Origin of the sequence: Hominimerdicola alba (assembly GCF_900112155.1) — a bacterium.
In the GTDB taxonomy this organism is placed as follows: Bacteria; Bacillota; Clostridia; order Oscillospirales; family Ruminococcaceae; genus Hominimerdicola; species Hominimerdicola alba_D.
Map to the genome: position 1 here is coordinate 23,807 of NZ_FOKQ01000032.1, position 22,926 is coordinate 46,732.

Annotated in this window: 18 protein-coding genes; 9 read left to right on the top strand and 9 right to left on the bottom strand. The window is 45.2% G+C overall.

What is annotated here, in order from left to right:
- Positions 1–238: 238 nt before the first annotated feature.
- Together BM265_RS15010 and BM265_RS15015 are read left to right on the top strand one after the other, a co-directional pair.
- A complete protein-coding gene (locus BM265_RS15010; RefSeq protein ID WP_074962817.1) occupies positions 239–781 on the top strand; it encodes a DUF5662 family protein in 543 nt (180 codons plus the stop codon).
- A 54-nt stretch (positions 782–835) separates the two neighbouring features.
- On the top strand, positions 836–2,728 hold the full coding sequence (locus tag BM265_RS15015; protein ID WP_074962818.1) for a GGDEF domain-containing protein: 1,893 nt from the start codon (positions 836–838) through the stop codon (positions 2,726–2,728).
- 195 nt (positions 2,729–2,923) lie between these two features.
- Here BM265_RS15015 and BM265_RS15020 read toward each other — a convergent pair whose 3' ends face one another.
- Positions 2,924–3,403, bottom strand: a complete 480-nt coding sequence (locus tag BM265_RS15020) for a metallophosphoesterase family protein (protein ID WP_074962820.1) — start codon at positions 3,401–3,403, stop codon at positions 2,924–2,926.
- Positions 3,404–3,513: 110 nt separating this feature from the next.
- Between BM265_RS15020 and BM265_RS15025 the strand changes: the two genes are divergently transcribed.
- Genes BM265_RS15025 through BM265_RS15035 form a run of 3 tightly spaced genes read left to right on the top strand, consistent with a single transcriptional unit; the run spans position 3,514 to position 4,390 of the window.
- Positions 3,514–3,762, top strand: a complete 249-nt coding sequence (locus BM265_RS15025) for a hypothetical protein (RefSeq protein WP_074962821.1) — start codon at positions 3,514–3,516, stop codon at positions 3,760–3,762.
- Between the two features lie 18 nt (positions 3,763–3,780).
- Positions 3,781–4,140, top strand: a complete 360-nt coding sequence (locus BM265_RS15030; RefSeq protein ID WP_074962822.1) for a hypothetical protein — start codon at positions 3,781–3,783, stop codon at positions 4,138–4,140.
- Complete coding sequence (locus tag BM265_RS15035) at positions 4,127–4,390, top strand: hypothetical protein (protein WP_242940865.1); 264 nt, start codon at positions 4,127–4,129, stop codon at positions 4,388–4,390. Before BM265_RS15030 ends, BM265_RS15035 begins: the two co-directional genes overlap by 14 nt.
- Positions 4,391–4,427: 37 nt before the next feature.
- On the opposite strand, the gene BM265_RS15040 is transcribed toward BM265_RS15035, so the two are convergent.
- Both BM265_RS15040 and BM265_RS15045 read right to left on the bottom strand, forming a co-directional pair.
- Positions 4,428–5,426, bottom strand: coding sequence for a hypothetical protein (locus BM265_RS15040; RefSeq protein ID WP_074962824.1), 999 nt, complete (start codon positions 5,424–5,426; stop codon positions 4,428–4,430).
- A gap of 23 nt (positions 5,427–5,449) precedes the next feature.
- The gene (locus tag BM265_RS15045; RefSeq protein WP_074962826.1) at positions 5,450–6,472 is read right to left on the bottom strand and encodes a hypothetical protein; all 1,023 of its coding nucleotides are present in this window, start codon (positions 6,470–6,472) and stop codon (positions 5,450–5,452) included.
- Between the two features lie 401 nt (positions 6,473–6,873).
- Between BM265_RS15045 and BM265_RS15050 the strand changes: the two genes are divergently transcribed.
- From BM265_RS15050 to BM265_RS15065, 4 genes are all read left to right on the top strand, one after another.
- Positions 6,874–10,458 (top strand): clostripain-related cysteine peptidase, encoded by a 3,585-nt coding sequence (locus tag BM265_RS15050; RefSeq protein ID WP_074962829.1) that lies wholly within the window; start codon positions 6,874–6,876, stop codon positions 10,456–10,458.
- A 503-nt stretch (positions 10,459–10,961) separates the two neighbouring features.
- Positions 10,962–12,329 (top strand): TrpB-like pyridoxal phosphate-dependent enzyme, encoded by a 1,368-nt coding sequence (locus tag BM265_RS15055; protein WP_177219608.1) that lies wholly within the window; start codon positions 10,962–10,964, stop codon positions 12,327–12,329.
- 128 nt (positions 12,330–12,457) lie between these two features.
- Positions 12,458–13,825, top strand: coding sequence for an MATE family efflux transporter (locus tag BM265_RS15060; protein WP_074962831.1), 1,368 nt, complete (start codon positions 12,458–12,460; stop codon positions 13,823–13,825).
- A gap of 183 nt (positions 13,826–14,008) precedes the next feature.
- Entirely contained in the window at positions 14,009–14,983 is a 975-nt protein-coding gene (locus BM265_RS15065; protein WP_074962833.1) for a DUF6612 family protein, read from the top strand.
- Between the two features lie 59 nt (positions 14,984–15,042).
- Here BM265_RS15065 and BM265_RS15070 read toward each other — a convergent pair whose 3' ends face one another.
- The 6 genes from BM265_RS15070 to BM265_RS15095 all read right to left on the bottom strand — a co-directional run.
- Positions 15,043–16,275: a sensor histidine kinase gene (locus tag BM265_RS15070; RefSeq protein WP_074962835.1), complete on the bottom strand. Its 1,233-nt coding sequence runs from the start codon at positions 16,273–16,275 to the stop codon at positions 15,043–15,045.
- A gap of 1 nt (position 16,276) precedes the next feature.
- Positions 16,277–16,942, bottom strand: coding sequence for a response regulator transcription factor (locus BM265_RS15075; RefSeq protein WP_074962837.1), 666 nt, complete (start codon positions 16,940–16,942; stop codon positions 16,277–16,279).
- Between the two features lie 166 nt (positions 16,943–17,108).
- The gene (locus BM265_RS15080; RefSeq protein WP_074962838.1) at positions 17,109–19,478 is read right to left on the bottom strand and encodes an ABC transporter permease; all 2,370 of its coding nucleotides are present in this window, start codon (positions 19,476–19,478) and stop codon (positions 17,109–17,111) included.
- 154 nt (positions 19,479–19,632) lie between these two features.
- Positions 19,633–22,170 (bottom strand): heavy metal translocating P-type ATPase, encoded by a 2,538-nt coding sequence (locus BM265_RS15085; protein WP_074962839.1) that lies wholly within the window; start codon positions 22,168–22,170, stop codon positions 19,633–19,635.
- A 6-nt stretch (positions 22,171–22,176) separates the two neighbouring features.
- Positions 22,177–22,485 (bottom strand): metal-sensing transcriptional repressor, encoded by a 309-nt coding sequence (locus BM265_RS15090; protein WP_074962840.1) that lies wholly within the window; start codon positions 22,483–22,485, stop codon positions 22,177–22,179.
- Between the two features lie 257 nt (positions 22,486–22,742).
- A partial coding sequence (locus tag BM265_RS15095; RefSeq protein WP_143098747.1) for an IS3 family transposase occupies positions 22,743–22,926 on the bottom strand: 184 nt, incomplete at its 5' end.

Below are 22,926 nucleotides of genomic sequence, written 5' to 3' on the forward strand. Positions count from 1 at the left end.
GTTATTATCAAATGTTCTTTATAGCTCTCTTTATCTTGTCTATATCATACTCTGTATATTTGATAGTTATGTGAAAACTTAAAAAAATATAAGCGAAAATGCCAAAGACATTTCCATGAAAAAAAGCATAAAAATCCCTTTACAAATCGGCACAGATTTGTTATAATAGATAGAGAAAAGCGCCTTAGCGGCGCGAAAATTACGAAAATCATCACGAAAATTAAGGAAGTGTTCAGCTATGGACCGTGTCACCCGTGAAAAAGCACTGAAGCATTTCAGGACAGTCACACGTCACCGCCATGAGGTTATGAAGAACTGTTTCCGTGCAGGTATACCCCTACAGGGGCTTACCCACGATCTGTCTAAATTCTCGATCGAAGAATTCTCTTACGGAGTAAAATATTTCCAGGGCAACCGCTCACCACATGAAGGTGAAAGGGACGAATACGGATTTTCATACGCATGGATGCACCACAAGGGTCGCAACAAGCACCATTTTGAGTACTGGACTGACTACGACCCCGTGACAAGGGTGATGAGTCCCGTGAAAGTGCCGATAAAATATGTCAAAGAGATGTTCTGCGACAGGGTTGCGGCAAGCAAGATTTATATGAAAGATAAGTATGATGACGGTTCTGCGCTGGCTTATTTCATGAAAGGCAAAAAAAGCCGTATGATACACCCCGAGACTTCGGCTATGCTGGAAAAACTTCTTGTGATGCTGAAAAACAATGGTGAACGCCGTACTTTCGCATATATCAGAAAACTCAGGGATTACTGATATAAAGCAGTTTCGTATGAGAGACAACATATCACACGCAAAGGGATGAAAGCCATGAGCAACCATCAGAAGATCATTGGTATAGTCTGCGCAGGAATACATGATTCAGGTACACAGAATACAGTACTTTCACTGATACATGAAGCCGAAAGGCGCAGATATAAGACGATAGTCATAAGCAATTTTACATATTATGGAATCGATTACACCCGTGCCGAGACCGAGATCTTCAGGCTGATGGATTCGCCTGTGTTTGACGGTCTTATTCTCATGCCCGAAAGCATCAAGAGCGAACAGCTATGGCAGAAAGTTCTTGCACACGCAAAAGCTTTAGGCAAACCATTTTTGTGTGTTGACAGAGATGTTCCAGACTGCTTCTGTGTCATTTTCAGCTACGTAAGTTCTTTTGAACAGGTCGTAAGGCATATGGTGGAAGTTCACAAGCCAAAGCGACTGAATTTTATAGGCGGCATGGAAAATAACAGTTTCTCAGAAGAAAGGCTGAATATTTTTAAAAAGGTACTAGCGGAGAACGGTCGTGAATTTGAGCCCGAACGCTTTGGTTACGGGCAGTTTTGGGAAAGTCCCACCCTTAAAGTACTGGAGAGATTCTATAACGGTGAGACCGAACCACCGGACGCTATAATCTGCGCCAATGATTCAGAAGCTATGACCTGCATAAATTTCCTCAGGAGCAGGGGCATAGATGTTCCGAAAGATGTTATTATAAGCGGATTCGATGGCATAGAAGAGGAAAAATATATGCTGCCCCGCCTGACTACTGCCGCCTGCGAGCCGGATCAGCTGAGCAGGAGTTCTTTTGATCTGCTTGAAGCTATGATGGCAGGTAGCACTCCCGCTGAACGACTGACGGTCATCCCTTATAAGCTGAGGATATCACAATCCTGTGGCTGTGTGCCACACGCCGAAGCGGATAAGAACAGCAAACTGATAGAGCTTTTCCTTTTAATTAAAGACGGAGAACGACATGAGCGCAAGATGTTCGAGTACAGCTCTCATATAAGAGAACTGAACAGCTATGAACAGTTTGCACGGATGATACCTGAATACTGCGAGTGCCCCGTATGGTGCTGTATAGACCAGCGGCTCCTTAAAGACGACCGAAGCGATAATACAGAAGAACTTATTTCCGCTGATGATATGGTACTGTTCGTACATTGTGAAAACAGCGGTGAAACAGCATCTCCTGAGACTTATACATATGACATCCCATTTAGCCGCAAAGAACTTCTTCCAAATCTTGAAAAGGTGCTTGAAGAACACTCGGCACTGCTGATAACTCCGCTGAGTTACCAGGGCAACAGCATGGGATATCTTGCCGCAGCCATAGACAGCATGGATTTCGACTTTCTGTTCACACAGAGATTAGTCAGCAATACCAACGAGATATTCGAGACGCTGAAAACCAAGATACGGCTGCAAAAAGCCTATGCAAAGGTGGCAGATATGCATATGCGCGACCCCATGACAGGCATTTACAACCGCAGGGGCTTCTATATGCGCATGGCAGAACTCACCGAGAGCGGGATCATGAACTATGCGCTGTTCTCCATAGACCTGGACAAGCTCAAATTCATAAACGACAATTTCGGGCATTATGCAGGTGACAAAGCTATAATCGCCGCTTCAAAGATAATCAGCACTCTAGCCGGGAGCAGTGCAGTTTGTGCAAGGTTTGGCGGAGATGAGTTTATCGTTGTGATACCCGTTACTGACGGTATCTGCCCTGCCAAGAAATATATCAAGAGCGTCGAAGGTGAGACAGAAAGATTCAATGCCGCAGGCAAAGAGCCTTTCAGGCTTTCGCTTAGCATCGGCGATGCCTGTCTTAAAGTTACAGATAAAGAAAACATCGATATGGCAATGAAAGCGGCAGATGAAAAGATGTACGAGTGTAAACGCAGACATCACGCAAGCAGCAAATAGATATGCAAACGTGTACTGTACTGAATTATGTACACTTATAAACATATTATCCCCCGCCAAATCGTGACTTCGTAAATAAAAGCGTCCGCACAGAAATGTGCGGACGTTTTTGTCGTTATACGTCGGAAGACATTGGTTCAAAAGAAACATTTTGTGCATATAATAAAAAAGAACGCACCCACAGGTGCGCTCGCATCACAGATTAACGTAATTATAAATAACTCCCGTTGGGGTGATATCGATCCATGCATAACAGGGCGGTTTGTCATCACGAGGCTGACCCGCACTGCCGGGGTTAAGGATCATCATAGTGCCGCGCTGTTCATAATAGCGCTTGTGGGTGTGTCCGAAAAGTGCAAACTGACATTCTTCCTCTTTGGCTTTCTCGTAGATATTCTCAACAGAGAAATTTACGCCCCATTTATCGCCGTGGGCGAGGAACATACGCTTGCCGTCGGGCAGAACATATACCATGCTTTCGGGGAGTTCCTTGTCGAAATCGCAATTACCCTTAACGCATATCATATTATTATCAAGATAATGATTTTTCAGCTTTCGGAACTCCGACAGACCGTCACCTAAGAATATAAAAAGGTCTGCATCACCATTACGCTTTATAATCTTCTGCATAGCGGCAAAATTACCGTGTGTATCCGAAAAAACAATGATCCTCATGGACTGATCCCCCCTTCCACATTGTGTTTAGTATATCACATTTAGAATCAAAAATCAAGAGAATTAGTGCAAGTATGTGAATATTTACAAATTTTTAAGGAGGTCATGATATGACAGATAACAGACAAACTCCTGAGAACATAAGACCCTTGCTGGAGGAAGCTGCAAAAAAGCTCGGCATTGCGCCCGAAACTCTTGCAGGACAGATAAGCAGCGGCGACTTAGGCAATGTGCTGAAAAATCTTCCCGCCGCTCAGCAGGAGAAGCTGACAAAAACTCTTGCTGATAAAACTGCTTGTCAGAAGCTGATGGAAAGTCCGCAGGCACAGGCGCTGATACGGAAACTTTCGGGAAAATAGCGTAAAAAGGAGGATAATATGGAGGACATGATGAACAGGATCCAGGAAGTGCTGAAGGACGAAGAAAGCATGAAGCTGCTTCGTGAACTTGCGGGTATGCTAAGTTCACATAATTCAGATGCTATGCCAGCTGCGCCTGCGGTACGATCAGAAACAGATAGTATAGATACGGTCAAGCTGATGCAGCTGGGCCAGATATTGCAGACCGCATCACAGGACGACGATCATATCCGCCTTATGTCGGCTCTGCGCCCTCTGCTGAAAGAAGAAACTCGTGTAAAGCTTGACAGAGTGATAAAAATATACCGTATTATGAATATTTATCCTGCACTGAAAGAGAGCGGGCTCGGAGGAGGCGGGCTTTTTGGCATCATCTGACAGCAATTTCAGCAAAATGCAGGAGGACGCCCTACGCCGCGTGCTGGAAATGCAGCAGCGTTCAAAAGAAGCTGTTGCTTCACAGGAAGAAAAGCCAGAACATCCTGCACACGCCGATAATATCTCATCTATCCTCGACGGTATAAAGATAGACGAAGAAAAAGCTCTCATCGCTATGCTGATATTCATTCTGTACAAACAAGGTGCGGACATAAAGCTTCTGATGGGGCTTGCATATCTGTTATTATAAAAGCTGCCCGTTCAACGCGAACGGACAGCTTATAATATTATCTGAGAACTATCATGCCTTTGCGTGCATCGTCTACAAGTTCCGCAGAAGCAACAAGAGTATCTGCACTTACAGAAACAAGGCTCCTGCCACCGGTACCGTAGAATGGGTCGCAGCAATAGAACAATATATCTCCCTCTTCTTCCACCTCATATCCGCATACTACCACATACTGTGTACCCGAACTTATACCGTAGTAATCACTGTAATCAAAATCTGCGATACCTTCGTAGTAGCGTACTGCAAGCAGGATACGATTTCCTTCGTCGATACATGAAGCTAAGTCATTGGCGCTGAATGATGTTTTTCTATCAGCAATAAGATCACCGCCAGAATACTCTTCTATCAGCTTAACAAAGTCATCACCCGTACCAAGAGTTCCTGCCGCATCTTTCAGCTCATACTTATCCCAGTTATAAAGCTTCTGGCAATTGACCAGTGCAGCAGCCGCTATGAATCCGCTGTCTTCGGTATCACTTGGAAAAGCTGAATTGTTGGCATCTGTCTTAATGCTGTTGCCTGCCGTTGGAAGAACTGTCGCAGCACCGACTTCCGCAAGGTCATCAGCAGGGAGATATCCTGTCTGTGAGAGGTATTCCACCTCTATCTGCTGACCTGTGCCAAACTGGGAGATATCGAGTTCGTCATAGGAAGAAAACAGCTCACCCTCACCTGCTGCGCCAATATATTCCCCGCTCTTATCTGTAACGGTCGTATCAGATGAAACACGATATAGATGGCCCATAGGTATTTCACGGGTATCCTCCCATTCGGAATCGTCGCTATTCTCAACAGAAACCGACTTTTCGGTTTTGCCCTGTACCGCTGAGGAATTTTTATCTCCTTTATTTGACTTTTTGGTATTCGGCGCTATACCATAAAATACAACACCTATTATAATGACCGCACCCAGTACTATACCGACCATCAGCCTTGAAGCTTTGGCGATATCGTTGCGGTTATCATTCATTATTTTCTTTATCTCATTATTCTTCATAGAATATTATCCGCTTTCATTACTTATTTCGATTTGCACATAAGCAGAGTACAGCCGTATTTATCGCGCCAGTAAGGGTCATGAAGCTCATAAGCATCAAGATAACGGTTGTATGAAAGATAAGTTGTCATGCTGTCACTGCCTGCGGGTAGGTCGAATTCCACCGAATCGTCTGTTTCGGTATAACCCATCTCCACGCCGTTTTTAAGAGCACCCTCGCCATCGGCGGCAGATCCGCTGGTCTGTTTACATTCAACTTTTACCTTGCCGTCCTTGAATGTCAGCACGGGAAAAGCCTCATCGGCAGGAAGCTGCTGCCAGTTCTCCATACCTTTAAGCATAACTTTCGGCACAAGGGTGCAGCCTTCGGGCGAATACTTTTCAAACGTTTCCCTGAAAGTATAAGAATCTCTCTCCACCTGAGAAAGGGGCATGAGGTCGTCATTCAGGTACATCACCGCCAGCACCATCTGTCCCTTGCCGTCAAAATAGAAACGCAGACCCGCATACTGTCCCAGTCTGCCTGAATCTTCGGGGAAATAATACTTATAATCGAAATACTGCTCTGCATGAGCTGCATTCATAAGAAAAGCTTCAGTTTCAGTTATCTTAGCATACTGTAATAATTTATCTTCGTCTTCCGATGCCGGTACTGCCTTTCCGCCGTAACGATCCACCATATCATAGGGAGTACATTCGGAAGGTGTACGCTGGAAGAAATTAAGGTCGCGGTACTTTTCGTCATTCTCGTCATAAGCACCCCAGTAGACGAATGTCCAGACCCTCTGCTCATCGTTTACCTTTGAATCTATAAAATTAAAATCATCGCCAAAATTAAAATCGCTGTACACCAGCGCACCGCCATATTCGTAATCTTTATCATCGGGAGCGATATGTGCGGTCAGCACTTCGGGAGAATCATTTTCATCCTCTTTATAATCTCTTGCCACAGGTTTGTTGCTGTTATTCTTTTCAGCCTGCGGAGTGACAGTACACCCGCAAAGCATCACCGCTGCCAGCAATACAGACGCTGCTTTTATCCTCACAGAACACTCCCCCTTTCTTTTAAGATATATCATTAATTAGTATAGCACATCTTCCCGCAAAAGTAAAGATACTTCTGTACAAATTTTTACATTTAGTATCAAATGTATATCGACGTTGAAATAAGGATCAGAATGTAAAAATAAATATCATTTTGAAGTTACGCTGAAAAAGACCACATTCTTTCAGAGAATGAAGAGATGTAAATTTTTTAACTTTGCAGTTTTTACAAAAATTCTTCCCGTATGTGACAACATACCGCTATTTAGTTAAAAATTGCATGATATATCTTTACAAAATGTCTTTATTGTGTTAAAATATCAATTAGTGTTCTTTTATAAATTTACTACTGATATTTGACGCTGAAAAAAACGTCTGATCAAAATACAACAGGAGGAAACCAATGAAAAACAAAAAGATTATCAGTGCGGTAACAGCGCTGATGCTCACAGCTTCGCTTATGGCAGGCTGCAGCGACAAACCGGCAGAGGATAGTTCTTCGGCTGCTGATTCTTCTTCAGCTGCTGCCACTACAACAGCTGAAGACAAATCTACTACACCCGAAGAAACTACTTCTGAGGAAGATACAACCGACGCAGAGACCACAGAAGATGAAAACGGCATGAAGGTCGTCGATCTTTCAGGCGGAGCTATTGCTGACAATATGAGGATGACTTCCCTTTCGTCCGTAGACAGAGGTGCACTCAGAACAACTTCCAACACAAGGGTAAATGTTGGCACTTCTGGCAAAGCAAGAAAATGGTCTGATAAAAAGAAAGAAGATAAGAAAAAGCTGACCATAATGGTATATATGGTAGGCTCTGATCTGGAAAGCAAACAGGCATCAAAAGCCGCTACTGTTGACATAGGTGAGATGATATACAGCGGTCTTGACGACAAGGACGTTAACCTTGTGGTATACTGCGGCGGCGCTCATACCTGGTGGATACCCGGTTATCCTTCAGGCAAGAACGCTTACATTGAGTATAAGTCCAAGGATGCTGATATACAAGGCGATAACGGCGCGGGCATTACCATATATGAGACCGATAAGAAGAACATGGGCAAAGCAGATACTTTCAGCGATTTCCTAAAAGATGTTCCTTCAAAGTATCCCGCTGATGATTATGCTCTGATATGTTGGGATCACGGCGGCGGACCTGTTCTGGGTTATGGTTCGGACGAATTGAATGTGGACAGCAAAACTAATCTTGGTGACAGCCTTACTGTTGCAGAGATGAAGACTGCTCTCGACAAATCCGACTTCAAGAAAAAGAAGCTAAAATTTGTTGGCTTTGACGCTTGCGTAATGTCCTCAATAGAGATTGCAGATCTCTGGCAGAATTACGCTGAATATCTTGTGGCTTCCGCTGATTCGGAACCCGGCTGCGGCTGGAACTATGAGTTCCTCAAAGACGTAAACGGAACCACAGATACCCCCAAGATCTGTAAGAACATCATCAAGACCTACTTCGATTATCTTTCAGAGATAAGCACACACTGCTATATCTCCGATGCGACTCTCGCAGCATTCGACCTTTCAAAGACCGACAAGGTAAAAGACGCAGTGGGCGGCGTATGCAAGGCGATGAACGATGATCTGCAAAGCGGTGATACAAGATCATACGATAAATTCCTGAATGGTGTGCACAGCTACGCAAGCTTCGACCTTGCAGACCTGGGCACTATGGTCACTTCGCTTTCGAGTACTTATGCTGATGAAACAAAGCAGCTGAAATCAGCCATGAATGATATGCTTATCGACGGCACTACCACTATCGCCAACACCTGCGGTATGTCGGTATACTTCCCGCTTTCAAACAGCACAGCCGACCTCGATACCAGCCTTGTTATACTGAAATATCTGGGCGGCAGTGATTATATCCAGAATACTCCAATCAATGCCGAATACAAGGCACTTATGAACACTCTGCTGAGTGAGACTTCAGGCGGCACATCTTCTTCCAATTCCAAGCCTGACAACAACTCTTCAAAGAAAGACAGCAGCAGTTCTTCAAAGGCTGATTCCAGTTCCTCGAAAAAAGAAGATAGCAGTTCTTCCAAAGCGGAATCAAGTTCTTCCAAGAAAGAAGAAAGCAGCTCCTCCAAGGCTGAGTCAAGTTCTTCAAAGAAAGAGAACAGCAGTTCATCAAAGGCTGATTCAAGTTCTTCCAAGGATTCAAGCTCTTCCAAGAAGGATGACAGTTCCTCAAAGCCCGAAAGCAGCTCGGGAACTGCAAACTCAAATCCTAACCTTTCAAAACTCGATATCGAAGTAGTTGAAAAGGGCGCTAAGTCATCCAACAAGGATTACAAGGACGACGGCTACGCATATTCTCAGCTGCCCAAGGAGGAACTGGGTAATATCCGTGGTGTTTACTACACCGTACTTAAAAATGTTTACCCCAGTGACAGCAAAAAAAGCTGGGCTCCCTATATGTTATATATACCCGCCGAGGTCGATGACAAGGGCATTGCGAAAATGGATCTCGACCCAACACTTATCGGTGTTATTACCGATAAGGACGCGGAACCTAACCTCTGCCAGACCAAATATCTCGGCGATGGCAATTACCGCTCCGCCGGTCTGCTGAGTGCGACCCGCGATCTTTCAGACGAATATATGTCGGTAATGCTCCAGTCCCACGTTGACGAAAAGAGTAACGCTTCTATAACAGGTCTTAATACAAATCAAACCACCGAAAACGGTGTGCCCATTACTTCAAAGGATGAGATAGACCTTAGCGAATGGCTCTCCTTTGATTGCCCATTCGTAGGATACATACCTGACAAGAGTGACTCACACAAACATTACAGCGAGGGTGAAGCGAATACTGTAGGCGGACAGTTCAGCCTGCTGGGCGATAACTTTGATGTAAAAGCCTGCAAACTCTCTGAGATATCCGGCGAATACGCAGTTCAGATGAGTGTATTCACTATCGACGGCAAGGAGTATTGCAGCAACATCGGCAGCTACATCATCAAGGACGGCAACACAGAAAAGCTCAAAGAGCAAAAGGTGGACAAGGGCGTACTGAAATTCGCTATACTTGACGATCACGCCGAGCTTGTAAAGTTCGAGAATTCAGGCAAGGAAGAGACCAAGAAGCTGACTGTACCCGATAAGGTTGACGGTAAAAAGGTAACTGTTGTCCGTGCAGAAGCATTCTCTGGAACTAACCCTGAAGAGATAGTATTCCCCGATTCTGTTGAATACATCGGAAGACTTTCAGACGGTCCTTCCACTACCAAGAAGATAACTCTGCCCAAGAAACTGAAAACCATCTCCGAGTCCATGTTCAGCTATTATAAAGAGCTGGAAAGCATCGAAATACCTTCAACTGTCGAGAGCATTGGAGCATTCGCATTTGAGAGTACAGGTCTTAAAGAGATCAAGATACCCAAGAGCGTTACTTCTATCGACGACGGTGTATTCTGTCAGTGTACTGCCCTTGACAAAATAACTGTAGAGAGCGGAAACAAGAATTTCACTGCTGACGCAAATGTTCTCTACACAGCCGACAAGAAAAAGCTTATTGCTTTCACAGGTCTGGCACATGAAGAATTCACCGTACCTGAGGGTGTTACTGAAATAGGCCGCTACTCATTCTACGGAAGCTACGAGATCGGTCTGGCTCTCGGATTAGATGATGATGAGTTAAAGGGTCTTAAAAAGATCACATTCCCGAAGACTCTCGTTAAGATCGGCGACTACGCTTTTGAGGGCTGTACTGGCTTTAAAGAGATAGTACTTCCAGACAGCCTTGAATACATCGGCACCGGTGCATTTGGTTTATCCCTTATGCAGAATTCAGGTGAGCTGGCTGAACTTAAATTCGGACCTTCTGTAAGAAGGATACGTACTTGTGCATTCTCGAGCTACAAGATCAAGAAGATCACAGTTGATCCCAAGAACACCTGCTTCAAGTCCAACGGCACACAGCTGACAAGTATCGATGGTTCTGCTGTTATCAAGCTGACAAAATAATGGCATAAAACAACAAACCTACGAATACTGCCAAGGAAGAGAGCTTTGGGTCAAGCCTTTCGCGAAAGGCTTGCGGGAGTTTGAGGGCAGAGCCCTCAATCACCAAGGAGCAAAACTAAAATGCATAGCGAACTATAAAAGCAAAGCAAACTTCCAAAATAGGCGCGGCAATAACAAAATTTCAGAGCGTGGACAATACAAATAGTCCACGCTCAAACTATGTCCGTAAATATATTGCCGCGCCCGAAATCAACGGCGGTAGCTCGTTGATTTCTCGACCCGAGGAACGAGGGGCGACAACCAGCAAACCACCGCCAGCAGCAATTTTCGACTATAACAACAAATTCCAATTAATGTTATTATGCAATATTTCTATAAAGATAAAGTAACTATTTCAGTCACGCAATTTTTGCGAAAAAAAAACTTGACATTATCGCTTTAGTGTGCTATAATATCAAAAGTTGATAATTATTTCAGCAAATAGAGAAGGAGTTTTATTAATCATGGACAAAAATATACCTTACAAGACTTATCTTGAAGAAAGTGAAATGCCAAAGCAGTGGTATAATGTCAGGGCTGATATGAAGAATAAGCCCGCTCCCCTGCTCAATCCAGCAACACTCAAGCCTATGACAGCCGAAGAACTGGGCGTTGTATTCTGCGATGAGCTGGTTGACCAGGAGCTGAACACTACCGACGCTTATATCGATATCCCCGAGGAGATACGCGAGTTCTATAAGATGTACAGACCCTCTCCTCTGGTAAGAGCTTACTGCCTTGAAAAGGCTCTGGGTACTCCCGCTAAGATATACTATAAGTTCGAGGGCAACAACACCTCAGGCAGCCATAAGCTCAACAGCGCTATCGCTCAGGCTTATTACGCTAAAAAGCAGGGTCTGAAAGGTGTTACCACCGAGACAGGCGCAGGTCAGTGGGGTACTGCACTTTCAATGGCTTGTGCATATTTCGGACTGGACTGCAAGGTCTACATGGTAAAGGTAAGCTACGAGCAGAAGCCTTTCCGCCGCGAGGTTATGCGTACTTACGGCGCTTCTGTTACACCTTCTCCATCTGATACAACTAACGTGGGCAGAAAGATACTGGCAGAACACCCCGGCACAACAGGAAGCCTTGGCTGTGCTATTTCCGAAGCAGTTGAAGTTGCTGTTGGTTCAGAAGGCTACCGCTATGTTCTGGGCTCGGTACTCAACCAGGTACTTCTGCATCAGTCCGTGATTGGTCTTGAAAGCCTTGCTGCATTTGAAAAGCTAGGTGAAAAGCCTGATATTATCATCGGCTGCGCAGGCGGCGGTTCTAACCTTGGCGGACTTATCTCGCCTTTCATGGGTCAGAAGCTCCGCGGCGAAGCTGATTACCGCTTCATCGCAGTTGAACCTGCATCATGCCCCAGCCTTACCCGCGGCAAGTACGCTTATGACTACTGCGATACAGGTATGGTTTGCCCTCTGGCTAAGATGTACACTCTGGGCAGCGGATTCATCCCCTCTGCTAACCACGCAGGCGGTCTGAGATATCACGGCATGAGCAGCACACTCTCTCAGCTGTATGATGATAAGCTGATGGAAGCTGTATCCGTTGAGCAGACCAAGGTATTCGAGGCTGCACAACAGTTCGCACGTATCGAGGGTATACTCCCCGCACCTGAGTCCAGCCACGCTATCCGCGTTGCTATCGATGAAGCACTCAAGTGCAAGGAAACAGGCGAAGAAAAGACTATCCTCTTCGGTCTGACAGGTACAGGCTACTTCGATATGGTTGCATACCAGAAGTTCAACGACGGCGAGATGAGCGACTATATCCCCACAGATGATGATCTGGCTAAGGGATTTGCTGGTCTGCCTAAGGTATGATAAACTGACATTCATAGTGCGTCTGCGGTTATCCGCAGGGCGCACTTTTTGTTTATTCAGCCGATTGAAAATCATAAAAAATTGGAGTATAATGGTAATTGTGATTTTTTCGGGAGCGGTGATAAAAAATGTCAAAAAGAACAATGACGGAGGGTACTCCGTGGAAACATATAATCAGCTTTGCCATGCCAGTGCTGGCAGGGTCGCTGCTGCAGCAGCTTTACAATACCGCCGATTCGGTAATTGTAGGCAGAAATGCGGGACAGTCCGCACTTTCGGGTGTGGGTACTACGGGAACTTTTGCTTTCCTTTTTCTTGCGATAGCCATAGGTTTCTCTTCGGGAAACAGCGTTGTTATCGCACAGCACTACGGTGCGGGAAATGAAAAAGCCGTCCGCAGAACAGCTTCAACGGGCATAATTTTACTGCTGGCGCTCGGTATCGCTTCAACTGTAATAGGAATAGCCGTCAGCGAACCTGTGCTGACCCATTTTGTGGGCGTAAAGCCTGAATATCATGACTATGCGGTACAATACTTCCGATGGTACTGTTTAGGACTTATCTTCCAATTCGGCTACAATGCCTTTTCGGCTATACTCAGGGCAGTGGGTGACAGCAAAGCTACCCTTTATTTTCTGCTGATATCCTCGGTGCTGAATATCGTACTCGACCTGCTTTTCATAAAAGTTTTCAAATGGGGAGTTTTCGGCGCGGCGATAGCAACCGATATCGCCCAGGCTGGTTCTTTCATAGCAGCTTATATCTACATGATAAAAAAATACCCCGTTTTCCGCTTCAAGCTGAGTGAATATGTTTGGGACAGCAAAGCCGCCAAAAGCACTGTTATAGTAGGTACGCCAATCGCGCTTCAGCTTGTGATAGTTTCTCTCGGTCTGACTTTGATACAGCGCGCGGTAAATGATTTTGGCGAGAATATGACAGCTTCGTTCACAGTAGGTTCAAGGATAGAGATGTACCTGAACCTCCCCTGCAACGCTTTTCAGACTACTCTTGCCACTTACACAGGTCAGAATTACGGTGCGGGAAAGCCTGAGCGTGTCAAGCAGGGTGCGCGTCAGACGATACTTATTTCAGTCGGCATCACACTGATAATATCCGCGGTGATAATGCTTACCTCTCAGAACATAATCGACCTTTTCAAACTTAACGATGCCGCCGCCGGCTACTGCATACAGCACCTGCGGACGATAGCACTCGTCAACGTGGTACTCTCGGTGTATATCCCACTTTTCGGAGTATTCCAGGGCACCAACCACAGTTTTATACCGACCATTGTTGCCACCTGCGCACTTACTGTCCGAATTATAGTTACATACATTTTCAGGTATAGCGACTTTTTCGGTTACAGCATAATCTGGTGGAACGGGCTTTTCGGCTTCGGCACGGGCTGTACCATAACATGGCTGAACTACCTCAGCGGCTGGTGGCTCAAAGGCTCGACATTGAGCACTAAAAAGATACCCGAAAAAGACTGATAAGTACAGCATGGCATTGTCTGAAAAAACGATTTTTCAGCAAATCTATTGACTTTTTATCGGATAAATGTTATAATGTAGTCGCAATTCCGCAAAGGTTAATTCATTTTTTGAAAAGTATTTACGGAAAGCACTGAATAATTTAGGAATTTATAATTTCAAGAAAGAAAGGATAATCGAACTATGAAAAAGAAACTGATACTTATGCTCTGCGTAGCTGCACTCACACTTAGCTTTGCATCTTGCGGAGACACTGAAAAGGCATCCAATGATACCGAGTCTGCTGCTTCATCTGCAAGCGAGGCTGTTGCCAGCGAAGTAGACGTAAGCGAAGCTGAAACAACAGAGGAATCTGCTGCAGAGGCTGAGAGCGCAGCTGAAGCTGAGTCTAAGGCTGAGACAGAGTCCAAGGCTGAGTCCGATAAGCCCGCTGCATCTTCTAATGAAGAGCTCACCGAACTGCTTGCTAAGGTAAAGGAGACCACTGCTGACAGCAAGAACTGCGAAGTTACTGCAAAGATGGATATCGATATGGTAATGACCATGAGCGGCACTACCACAAATATGAAGAACACAACTGATATCGTTTCAAAGACAAACGGTAAGAACACTCACACAATTCAGACCACTTCTACCGATCAGGGTACAGGCAGTCCTATTACAGAAACTCAGGAGAGCTATCAGTCTGAAGACGGCAATACCTATGTAACTACTGACGATGGCAAGACATGGACAAAGACTGTTGGTTCTACTACTACACTCGATGCTGATGCATTCTCCAATGAGGTGATCGGTGATGAGGCTGTATTCCAGAATGCTACTCTTGAAAAAGACGGCGACAATTATGTTATCACCATCGCACTGAAGGATATCCTCGCAAACGGCGGTGAAGTTGCAGAGTCCCTATTCGGTATGGGAGGCGGCGGAGAAGCTGAAGGTAATATGGTAATGACTATCGGCAGCGATTATTATCCTGTAAGCATTACTATGGAGGACATCGCTTTCGATATGTCCGAACTGCTCAGCTCACTTGGTTCCGATGATACAAGTGATGTCAAGATGGATATGACAATGAGCATGGTTCTTAACTTCAGCAACTGGGGCGGCGTTTCTGATGAAGAAGTTGCTATCCCCGAGGCAGCACTTTCTGCTGAATAATATTAATCACAAATATAAAGACTGTGTGATCTCAGTGATCGCACAGTCTTTTTTTGTCATCAGCTTTTTCGGCATACGGCAGTTACACTCATGTATCCGTCATTTATATCGGCGAAAATATCACCACGCATACTGTTCATCAGTCTGCGGCATATGTACAGACCGAGCCCGCTGCCCTGCCTGCCGTTTGTGTTTGAGCCTCTCCAGAAGCTGTCGAATATGTGGTCGAGCTCGTTCTTCGGAAGTTCACAGCCGCTGTTTTTTACTGTAATAAGACGGCAGTCTTCTTCGTCCGAAAAACTTATCTCTATGCTTTTGCCGTCGCCGTACTTGATGGCATTTTCTATAATGTTCTGAAGCACCTCGGTAAGTCGGTCGGGATCTCCGTTTATCATGCAGTCGTTGTAGTCTTCAACAGTGAATTCTGTACCATTCAGTGAAAGCTTGCTGTTGTAGAAAGCGCCAATACCATCGATGACCTGCGAAAGATAATAGTCGCGGTTCTCAACTTCAAAGCTTATAAAATCATCGGAGGAATGTTTGATTATCTCTTCAAGATAACGCTCTATCTCGTCCGCCTTTTCACCAATGCTCCCGTAGACTTCTTCCAGCTTCTTGGGATCGCTGTATAGTCCTCTTGCCAGCGCCTTGGAATAAAGCTTTATTGAGGACAGCGGAGTTTTGATATCGTGTGAAAGAGAAAGTATCATTGTCTTCTCAGCTTTGGCGTGTTCATACTCTTTCTGCTTTGAAGATTCCAGCTTCTCCCTCAGCATATCAAGTCCCCATACAAATTTGCCGAAGTACCTGCTTTTGTCTTCTTTGAGGGGGTCGGTAAGGTTGCCCTTTGAAAGCTCATAGGGCAGTTCGCTTATCCTGTTGAAAGGTTTTATCATCTTGCTCCTGAGATAGAGGAGTACAGCCAGCACAATTACCGTAACTGAGATGAAAGCAATATTCACAGCGGCAAATGCTTTTTTGCTGCTGTTATCTTTCCTGTCATCATACTCTATCCTATAAAGTCTGCCACCTGCTCTGCAGATAACATACTCTCTCTTGCTTTCAAATGCGGCTTCATCCTCTGCTTCAATATCATAGATCCCTGTTATGGAAGTATAATCATCGGCACTGACTTTTTCACCTGCATCAAGCCGATGTTTCACTCTGTTTACCTCAACAAGGTAATACCCGGAAGTCTCACCGCGGTCCTTAAGCAGTATATGGTCAACGCAAGCTGTCAGAAGAATCATTATCACAATGAAGAACACTATAAGCTTGTCGAAGCTTTTCATCTCAGCCCTCCCAGCGGTAACCCTTTCCCCATACCGTCAGTATTCGCTTAGGTTCTTTGGGGTCGGGCTCTATCTTCTGGCGGAGCCATTTTATATGGACTGTCAGCGTCTGTATCTCGGATTCACTGTCAGAACCCCATATGCGATTGAATATGAACTCCTTGGTAAGGGTCTGTCCCTTGTTCTCGATGAACAATCTTAACAGCTCGAATTCCTTGGCTGTTATCTGTAAAGGCTCTCCGTTTTTGGTAACTGTTTCCGCTGTAAGGTCTAGGGTAATATCGCCGTCGGAGAGATCGTCCATGGCAAGACGACGCTTGAATATGCCCTTGACCTTGGCTATGAGAATGTCGATATCATAAGGCTTTTCGATGTAATCATCAGCCCCTAAGATAAGACCGTTCAGCTTGTCCTCCCTGTCTATCCTTGCGGTAAGTATCAGTATTGGAGTATTGCTTTGCTCACGTATCCGCCTGCAAACGGCAAACCCGTCGATGCCAGGAAGATTGATATCCAAAAGCACAAGTCGTGCACCGTATTTTTCAAAAAAAGTCAACGCTTTTTCTCCGCTTTCAGCAGTGCTGACTGTATATCCATCAGCCCTGAGAAAATCACACAGCAGAACACTGAGCTCCTTGTTATCCTCAACAATCAGTATATCGACCATTTCACACCTCGCATATATTTATACTCATATCTAATATTATACTCCCATTTTGCAGATACGTCAACTACATATTCATTTCCCGGGAAAACAGCAAACGACATCTGATCTCAAAGATCGGTGTCGTTTACTGTGTACATATCAGGATGTTTGAAGAATAGTTTTTATACTATTCAATGCTCGCCGTATCCGAAGCCTTTACCTTGCCTGTATAAAGTGAAGTAAGAAGTACGCTCACCACTGTGACCGCTATCATAACTGCGGGATATATAACGAACATCGAAAGAACGTCGAACTTGTATTCAACGCTGTTCATAACACCCAGCATTCCGAAAATCGGATCCATAGTTAGCTTGGTGAACGGTACGCAAAGGGATGCTGAAATGAGTACTGCAAATATTGAAATAAACAGAAAACGCAGTGTATGATGTGCCACTACCGAGCGTTCCTTGAAACCGATAGCTTTCATCAGTGCTATCTCAGATCTTTCCTTTGCGATAAACGAACGCTCCATCAGCACACTTATCAGCACAATGATTATCACCGCAAGCACCAGCGTAAGATCTCTGACAGCAGACATAGTATCGCCGACACCCATGCTGCTTTTCGTGAATTCACGTGAATCTTCAACGATACTGACATTCATGATATCTTTCAGCTTTTCCCTGCGCTCGTTGATAACTTCCTTGCCGGGATCATCATCGAAATCTATCTGAAATGCAAATATGGAAGATGGTGTCGTTTCCTTGATCTCGATATCCTGATGAAGTCTGCCAACCATGCCCATCTGGTCAAAACTCTGGAACAGTGCAGATACCAGATACTCATCTGTGCTGCCGTCAATAGTTATCTTAACGGTATCGCCTATCTTTACACCTATTTTCTCTGCGGCAGCTTCGGCAAAAGCTACCTCGTTGGTGTACATCGGTGCAGTGCCATCGGTATACTCATAATCTTTTGTATCTGTCTTGCTGCATTGCAGGAAGCTGAGATTGGTGTTCTTCCCTGCATACTCAACGTTTAGCTGATACCAGGGTTCAGCCCATACCTTTCCGGGCATATCATTATCGGAAAGTATCTTTTCTATCTCAGCAGAAGCTTCATCGGGCGTCTTTATACCTCCTATTATCTCCATGCTGCGCTCACTATCGGTCAGATAAACATCACTCTGCTTAACGCTCAGAAGATACAGCAGCGAATCACTGTCGATGGTATTCGCGGTGGCTGTCAGTACCATTATCAGCAGCGTGAACAGTATGAATATAAATGTTATAAGACCGTACTGCCTTGGTGCGCTGAGTATATCGTTAACGGATAAGAAGCCGGTGCTGCCAAGTCTGCTCTTGCTGAGGCTCATAACGCTGCGTTTCTTGAAACGCTCACCTGTCTGACCGTTGCGCACAGCATCTATAGGAGAAAGTTTTTTTATCTTAGCTGTGCATCTCCAACAGAAAAGCATTATCATTGCAACTACTGCAAGACAACATACAATTCCTATCAGCACACTGTTATCACTGCCAAGCACCATATTTTCGCTGACACTTTTAAGAAGTGCCGCACCGAAGGGCACGCTTAAAATATATCCTACAGATGCACCAAGTACAGCGATGCCAAGGTACTTCACCAGATACATTCCCCTGATGGAGCTGTTATTTAGACCCACCGCTTTCATTACTCCTATCTCTCTGAACTCTTCAGAAATAGTAAAACCGATGGTGAATCTCAGCACCACAAATGAAACTATCAACAGACCTATACTAAGCACCATCAGAATAGCCGCAACCAATATATCCATTAGGTATGTCATTCTGATAAGATTTATATCTAAATTCAGCTGAAGATAAGGTGCATATTTAGCAGAAGCATCAGTAAACGCCTTTTCGTCTGAGATATTGAAATAATACATATTTCCAGCGAAACCTGTATTTATAGCTTCATTTTCTGCAAAAGCTCTGTAATCCTCACTGTTTATAACGTATCTCGGGTTCGACATCATAGATGAACCGTAAAGTGCGTCTTTGATATAACCCGCAAACTCAAACTCCTTAGAAACGCCATCAAGATCTATTGTTATCTTGTCACCTATCTCCAGATCGGTCTTTTTGATCTCCTGACCCGCAATGTATATCTTTCCTTTTTCAACCTCGGTCAGCATCTCATTATTGCTGTCAAAAACATTTATGCCCACCGTATCGATTTTGTTGAGCATACCCACCCTGTCAAGGTCACACAGATTTTTTCCGTTACGCTGGAGGTTCGAGGATATGAGGTAGATAACATCCTCACGCCTGTAATCGGTGACGTATTCGCTCTCCTGCAAAAATTCCTCGATATACTGTGATTTCTTCTCACCTCTGGTGGCGTAGAACATATCTGGCATATTCGCTTTCTCGAAAAAGTAGTCCAGCCCGTTCACAACAGACAGGATATTATTCACACTTGATGCCGCAAACATGGCAGAAAGTATTACAAACAGCAGAAGTATGATGTTCATTGTCTTTTTTCTTTTCAGATCTTTCTTTAATATTCTAAGATACATATTGTTCCCTCCCTTTCTGTGTTCACATTATAGCATGGGGTTTATTAAATAATCATTAAATGCAATAACCTAAATTCCACAATCATCATTACGCCCAATATAAAAGGCTGTGAGTATCAAACTTCACAGCCTTTGTGATCTTACTGATAAATTATCACTCGATCCCGAGAACCTTGTAATCCTTAGCTTCAACAGCATTTTTCAAAACATCGTCACCAACATCAGATGACAGTGTGACCACAGCAACTCCTGAGGTGTGGTCAGGAGCGGCGCTTTCAACACCGTCGATAGCTTCAAGAGCCTTCTTTACACTTGCCTCGCAGTGGGGGCACATCATACCTTCGATCTTCATTGTCTTTGTCATGGTTTTATCCTCCTTTTTTTCTGACGAAGAAACTATCTCTGCGACAGCTTCACTGTTTATCTGCCCGATCTTCCGGTCGTGAGCGGCATCATAAGGTTTTACCAGATTCAGCCGCAGAGCATTCATACATACGAAAAAGCTCGAAAGTGCCATGGCTGCCGCACCGTACATCGGCTTCATCTCAATGCCGTACAGACCCATGGCAAGGGGTATGCACACCGCATTGTAAAAAAATGCCCAGAAAAGATTCTGATGAATATTGCGGATAGTGTGTCGGCTGAGCCTTATGGCAGCAGTTACATCCGAAAGACGGTTCTTCATCACCACAATATCCGCTGCATCAACAGCGATGTCCGTGCCTGCACCGATGGCTATACCACTGTCCGCTGAAGTAAGCGCGGGTGCATCGTTTATACCGTCACCTACCATGGCTGTCTTGCCAAGCTTTTTCATGGCGGTGACTACGTCTGATTTGTCGGCGGGCAGCACATCTGAAATAACATGGTCAACACCCGCCTGCGCCGCGATTGCTTTCGCGGTGCGCTGATTATCACCTGTAAGCATTATGGTGCTGATGCCCATACCTTTCAGCTCACGCACAGCTTTTTCCGAATCCTCTCTTATCCTGTCGGAAACCGCTATCAGACCCACGGCTTTACCATCGTATGCGAACAGCAACGGTGTTTTGCCTTCTTCTGCCAGAGCATTCGCTCGCTGGGTCAGGGACGGTTCGGTCATGCCCTTTGAAGTCAGGAATTTGAGACTTCCGCCCACAAGTTCTCTGCCATCTAGAGTACACCTCAGCCCGTGTCCCGAAAGCACCTCAAAATCGGTAACTTCCTTTATATCCAGCCCCTCAGCGGCTGATGTTACCGCCTTTGAAAGAGGGTGCTCGCTGTTTTTTTCAAGGGATGCGGCAAGTGTGAGAAGTTCCTTTTCATCTATACCTATGGCAATAATATCCGTCACAGAGGGCTGTCCCTCGGTGACAGTGCCTGTCTTGTCCAGTGCGATGATCTGTGTCCTGCCTGCAGCTTCAAGAGCTGAAGCAGTTTTGAAAAGTATACCGTTTTTAGCGCCAACACCGCTGCCAACCATTATTGCAACAGGGGTAGCAAGCCCAAGTGCGCAGGGACAGCTTATCACCAGAACCGAGATACCCCTCGCTATGGCAAATGTAAATGACTTCCCCGCTATCAGCCAGCCTGCAAGTGTCAGCACAGAGAGCACGATGACCGTCGGCACAAATATCATTGAAACTTTGTCGGCAATTCGTGCAAGCGGTGCTTTGGTCGCCGCAGCATCTGATACAGTCCGTATTATACCCGCGAGAGTTGTATCCTCACCGACCCTTGTTGCTCTGCACTGGATATACCCTTGCTGATTTATGGTAGCGGCGGACACACTGTCCCCCTCGGACTTATCTGCGGGGATACTCTCCCCTGTCAGAGCTGATTCGTCCACCGAGGTATTGCCTTTTAGTATCACACCGTCCACAGGAATCTTCTCACCGGGACGCACCGCGAAAATATCCCCCGCACGTACTTCCTCAATACCGACTTCGGTTTCGTTATCGTCTTTCAGCAGAACAGCGGTCTTCGGCGCAAGGCTCATCAAACCTTTGAGCGCGTCGGTAGTCCGTCCCTTTGACTTCGCTTCAAGCATTTTGCCAACAGTTATCAGCGTTGGTATCATGGCGGCAGATTCAAAGTACATATTCATACCGTACTTCATCACGATATCGTGTCTGCCCTCTCCCTGAGCCAGTATCATAATAAACAGCTCAGCAACCGAATAGATAAAAGATGCACCCGAGCCCAGTGCCACAAGGGTATCCATATTCGGCGCTTTATGAATAAGCGAGCTCACACCGGAAATGAAGAATTTTCCGTTTATGACCATAACAGCCGCCGCGATAAGCAGTTCAAAAAGACCAAGAAACACATGATTATCAAAAGCGTCGGGAGCATACCAGCCCCACATCATATGACCCATGGAAAAATACATCAGCACCATCAGCAAAGGCACCGACCACAGCAGACGATTTTTCAGCACAGGTGTTTCACGGTCTTTAAGGGCTTCCGAATCTGCCCAGGATGGCGAGCCGCCAGATTCTGCTTTCATCGAAGCACTCTTTGGTGATGCTCCGTAGCCTGCTTTTTCAACGGCTTCAACTATATCTGCCGCAGAAACATCGCCCTCGACACCCATTGAATTCGTCAGCAAGCTGACACTGCAGGCGGTCACTCCCGGAACTTCCTTTACGGCTTTTTCAACACGTCCTGCGCAGACCGCACAACTCATGCCTGTGACTTGATATTGCTCCACCAAATATCACCTCATAAGCTTTTCAATAGTATTCATCAGTTCATCGATAGTATCCTCGCGCCCCTCACGGATATCCTCCGAAACACAGGTGCGCAGATGGCTTGCAAGAAGAGTTCTGCAAAAACTGTTCAGCGCAGAGTTTGCCGCCGATGCTTGTGTAAGGATATCGGGACAGTATGCGTCTTCTTCAAGCATACGCTGCAAGCCGCGAATCTGACCTTCGATACGTTTCAGACGATTCATAAGCTCACGGCGTTCTTTTTCACTGCGGACTTTTTTTCTGTCACAACAGCAGAAATGTTCAGTATCCGACATACTTTATCATCTCCTATTATACCCCCCTGGGGTATGATTCATACTTCTAGTATATACCCCCACGGGGTATTTGTCAATAGCTTTCACATATTTTTTACTTTCTTATCCAAACAAAAAAGCTGTGCAGAAGATCATTCTGACCCGCCCCCTGTCAAGTAGACAGCGTAAAAACAAAAATATTCTATGTAGTGACCAAAAGCAGTCTGTGCAATTTGTGCAGGCTGCTTTGTTGTTAACAATTGGCAAGCACCGACTGGTCACGCAGCATATGCTTCATGGTATTCCATAGGTGTCATGCTGCTCAGTTTGATCTGGTAACGCCTTGTGTTGTAATAGGTGATGTATTCCTCTATCGTCGAGATCAGCTCAGTTTTATCCGTAAACTTGCGAAGATAGTACATCTCGGACTTCAGGATACCCCACCAGCCTTCCATTGGTCCG

Coding starts and splice junctions, on each gene's coding strand:
- BM265_RS15020 (WP_074962820.1), bottom strand. CDS start 3,403: ATGAGGATCATTGTTTTTTCGGATACACACGGTAATTTTGCCGCTATG.
- BM265_RS15030 (WP_074962822.1), top strand. CDS start 3,781: ATGGAGGACATGATGAACAGGATCCAGGAAGTGCTGAAGGACGAAGAA.
- BM265_RS15060 (WP_074962831.1), top strand. CDS start 12,458: ATGTCAAAAAGAACAATGACGGAGGGTACTCCGTGGAAACATATAATC.
- BM265_RS15075 (WP_074962837.1), bottom strand. CDS start 16,942: ATGGTCGATATACTGATTGTTGAGGATAACAAGGAGCTCAGTGTTCTG.
- BM265_RS15025 (WP_074962821.1), top strand. CDS start 3,514: ATGACAGATAACAGACAAACTCCTGAGAACATAAGACCCTTGCTGGAG.
- BM265_RS15010 (WP_074962817.1), top strand. CDS start 239: ATGGACCGTGTCACCCGTGAAAAAGCACTGAAGCATTTCAGGACAGTC.
- BM265_RS15090 (WP_074962840.1), bottom strand. CDS start 22,485: ATGTCGGATACTGAACATTTCTGCTGTTGTGACAGAAAAAAAGTCCGC.
- BM265_RS15080 (WP_074962838.1), bottom strand. CDS start 19,478: ATGTATCTTAGAATATTAAAGAAAGATCTGAAAAGAAAAAAGACAATG.
- BM265_RS15065 (WP_074962833.1), top strand. CDS start 14,009: ATGAAAAAGAAACTGATACTTATGCTCTGCGTAGCTGCACTCACACTT.
- BM265_RS15050 (WP_074962829.1), top strand. CDS start 6,874: ATGAAAAACAAAAAGATTATCAGTGCGGTAACAGCGCTGATGCTCACA.
- BM265_RS15055 (WP_177219608.1), top strand. CDS start 10,962: ATGGACAAAAATATACCTTACAAGACTTATCTTGAAGAAAGTGAAATG.
- BM265_RS15015 (WP_074962818.1), top strand. CDS start 836: ATGAGCAACCATCAGAAGATCATTGGTATAGTCTGCGCAGGAATACAT.
- BM265_RS15070 (WP_074962835.1), bottom strand. CDS start 16,275: ATGAAAAGCTTCGACAAGCTTATAGTGTTCTTCATTGTGATAATGATT.
- BM265_RS15040 (WP_074962824.1), bottom strand. CDS start 5,426: ATGAAGAATAATGAGATAAAGAAAATAATGAATGATAACCGCAACGAT.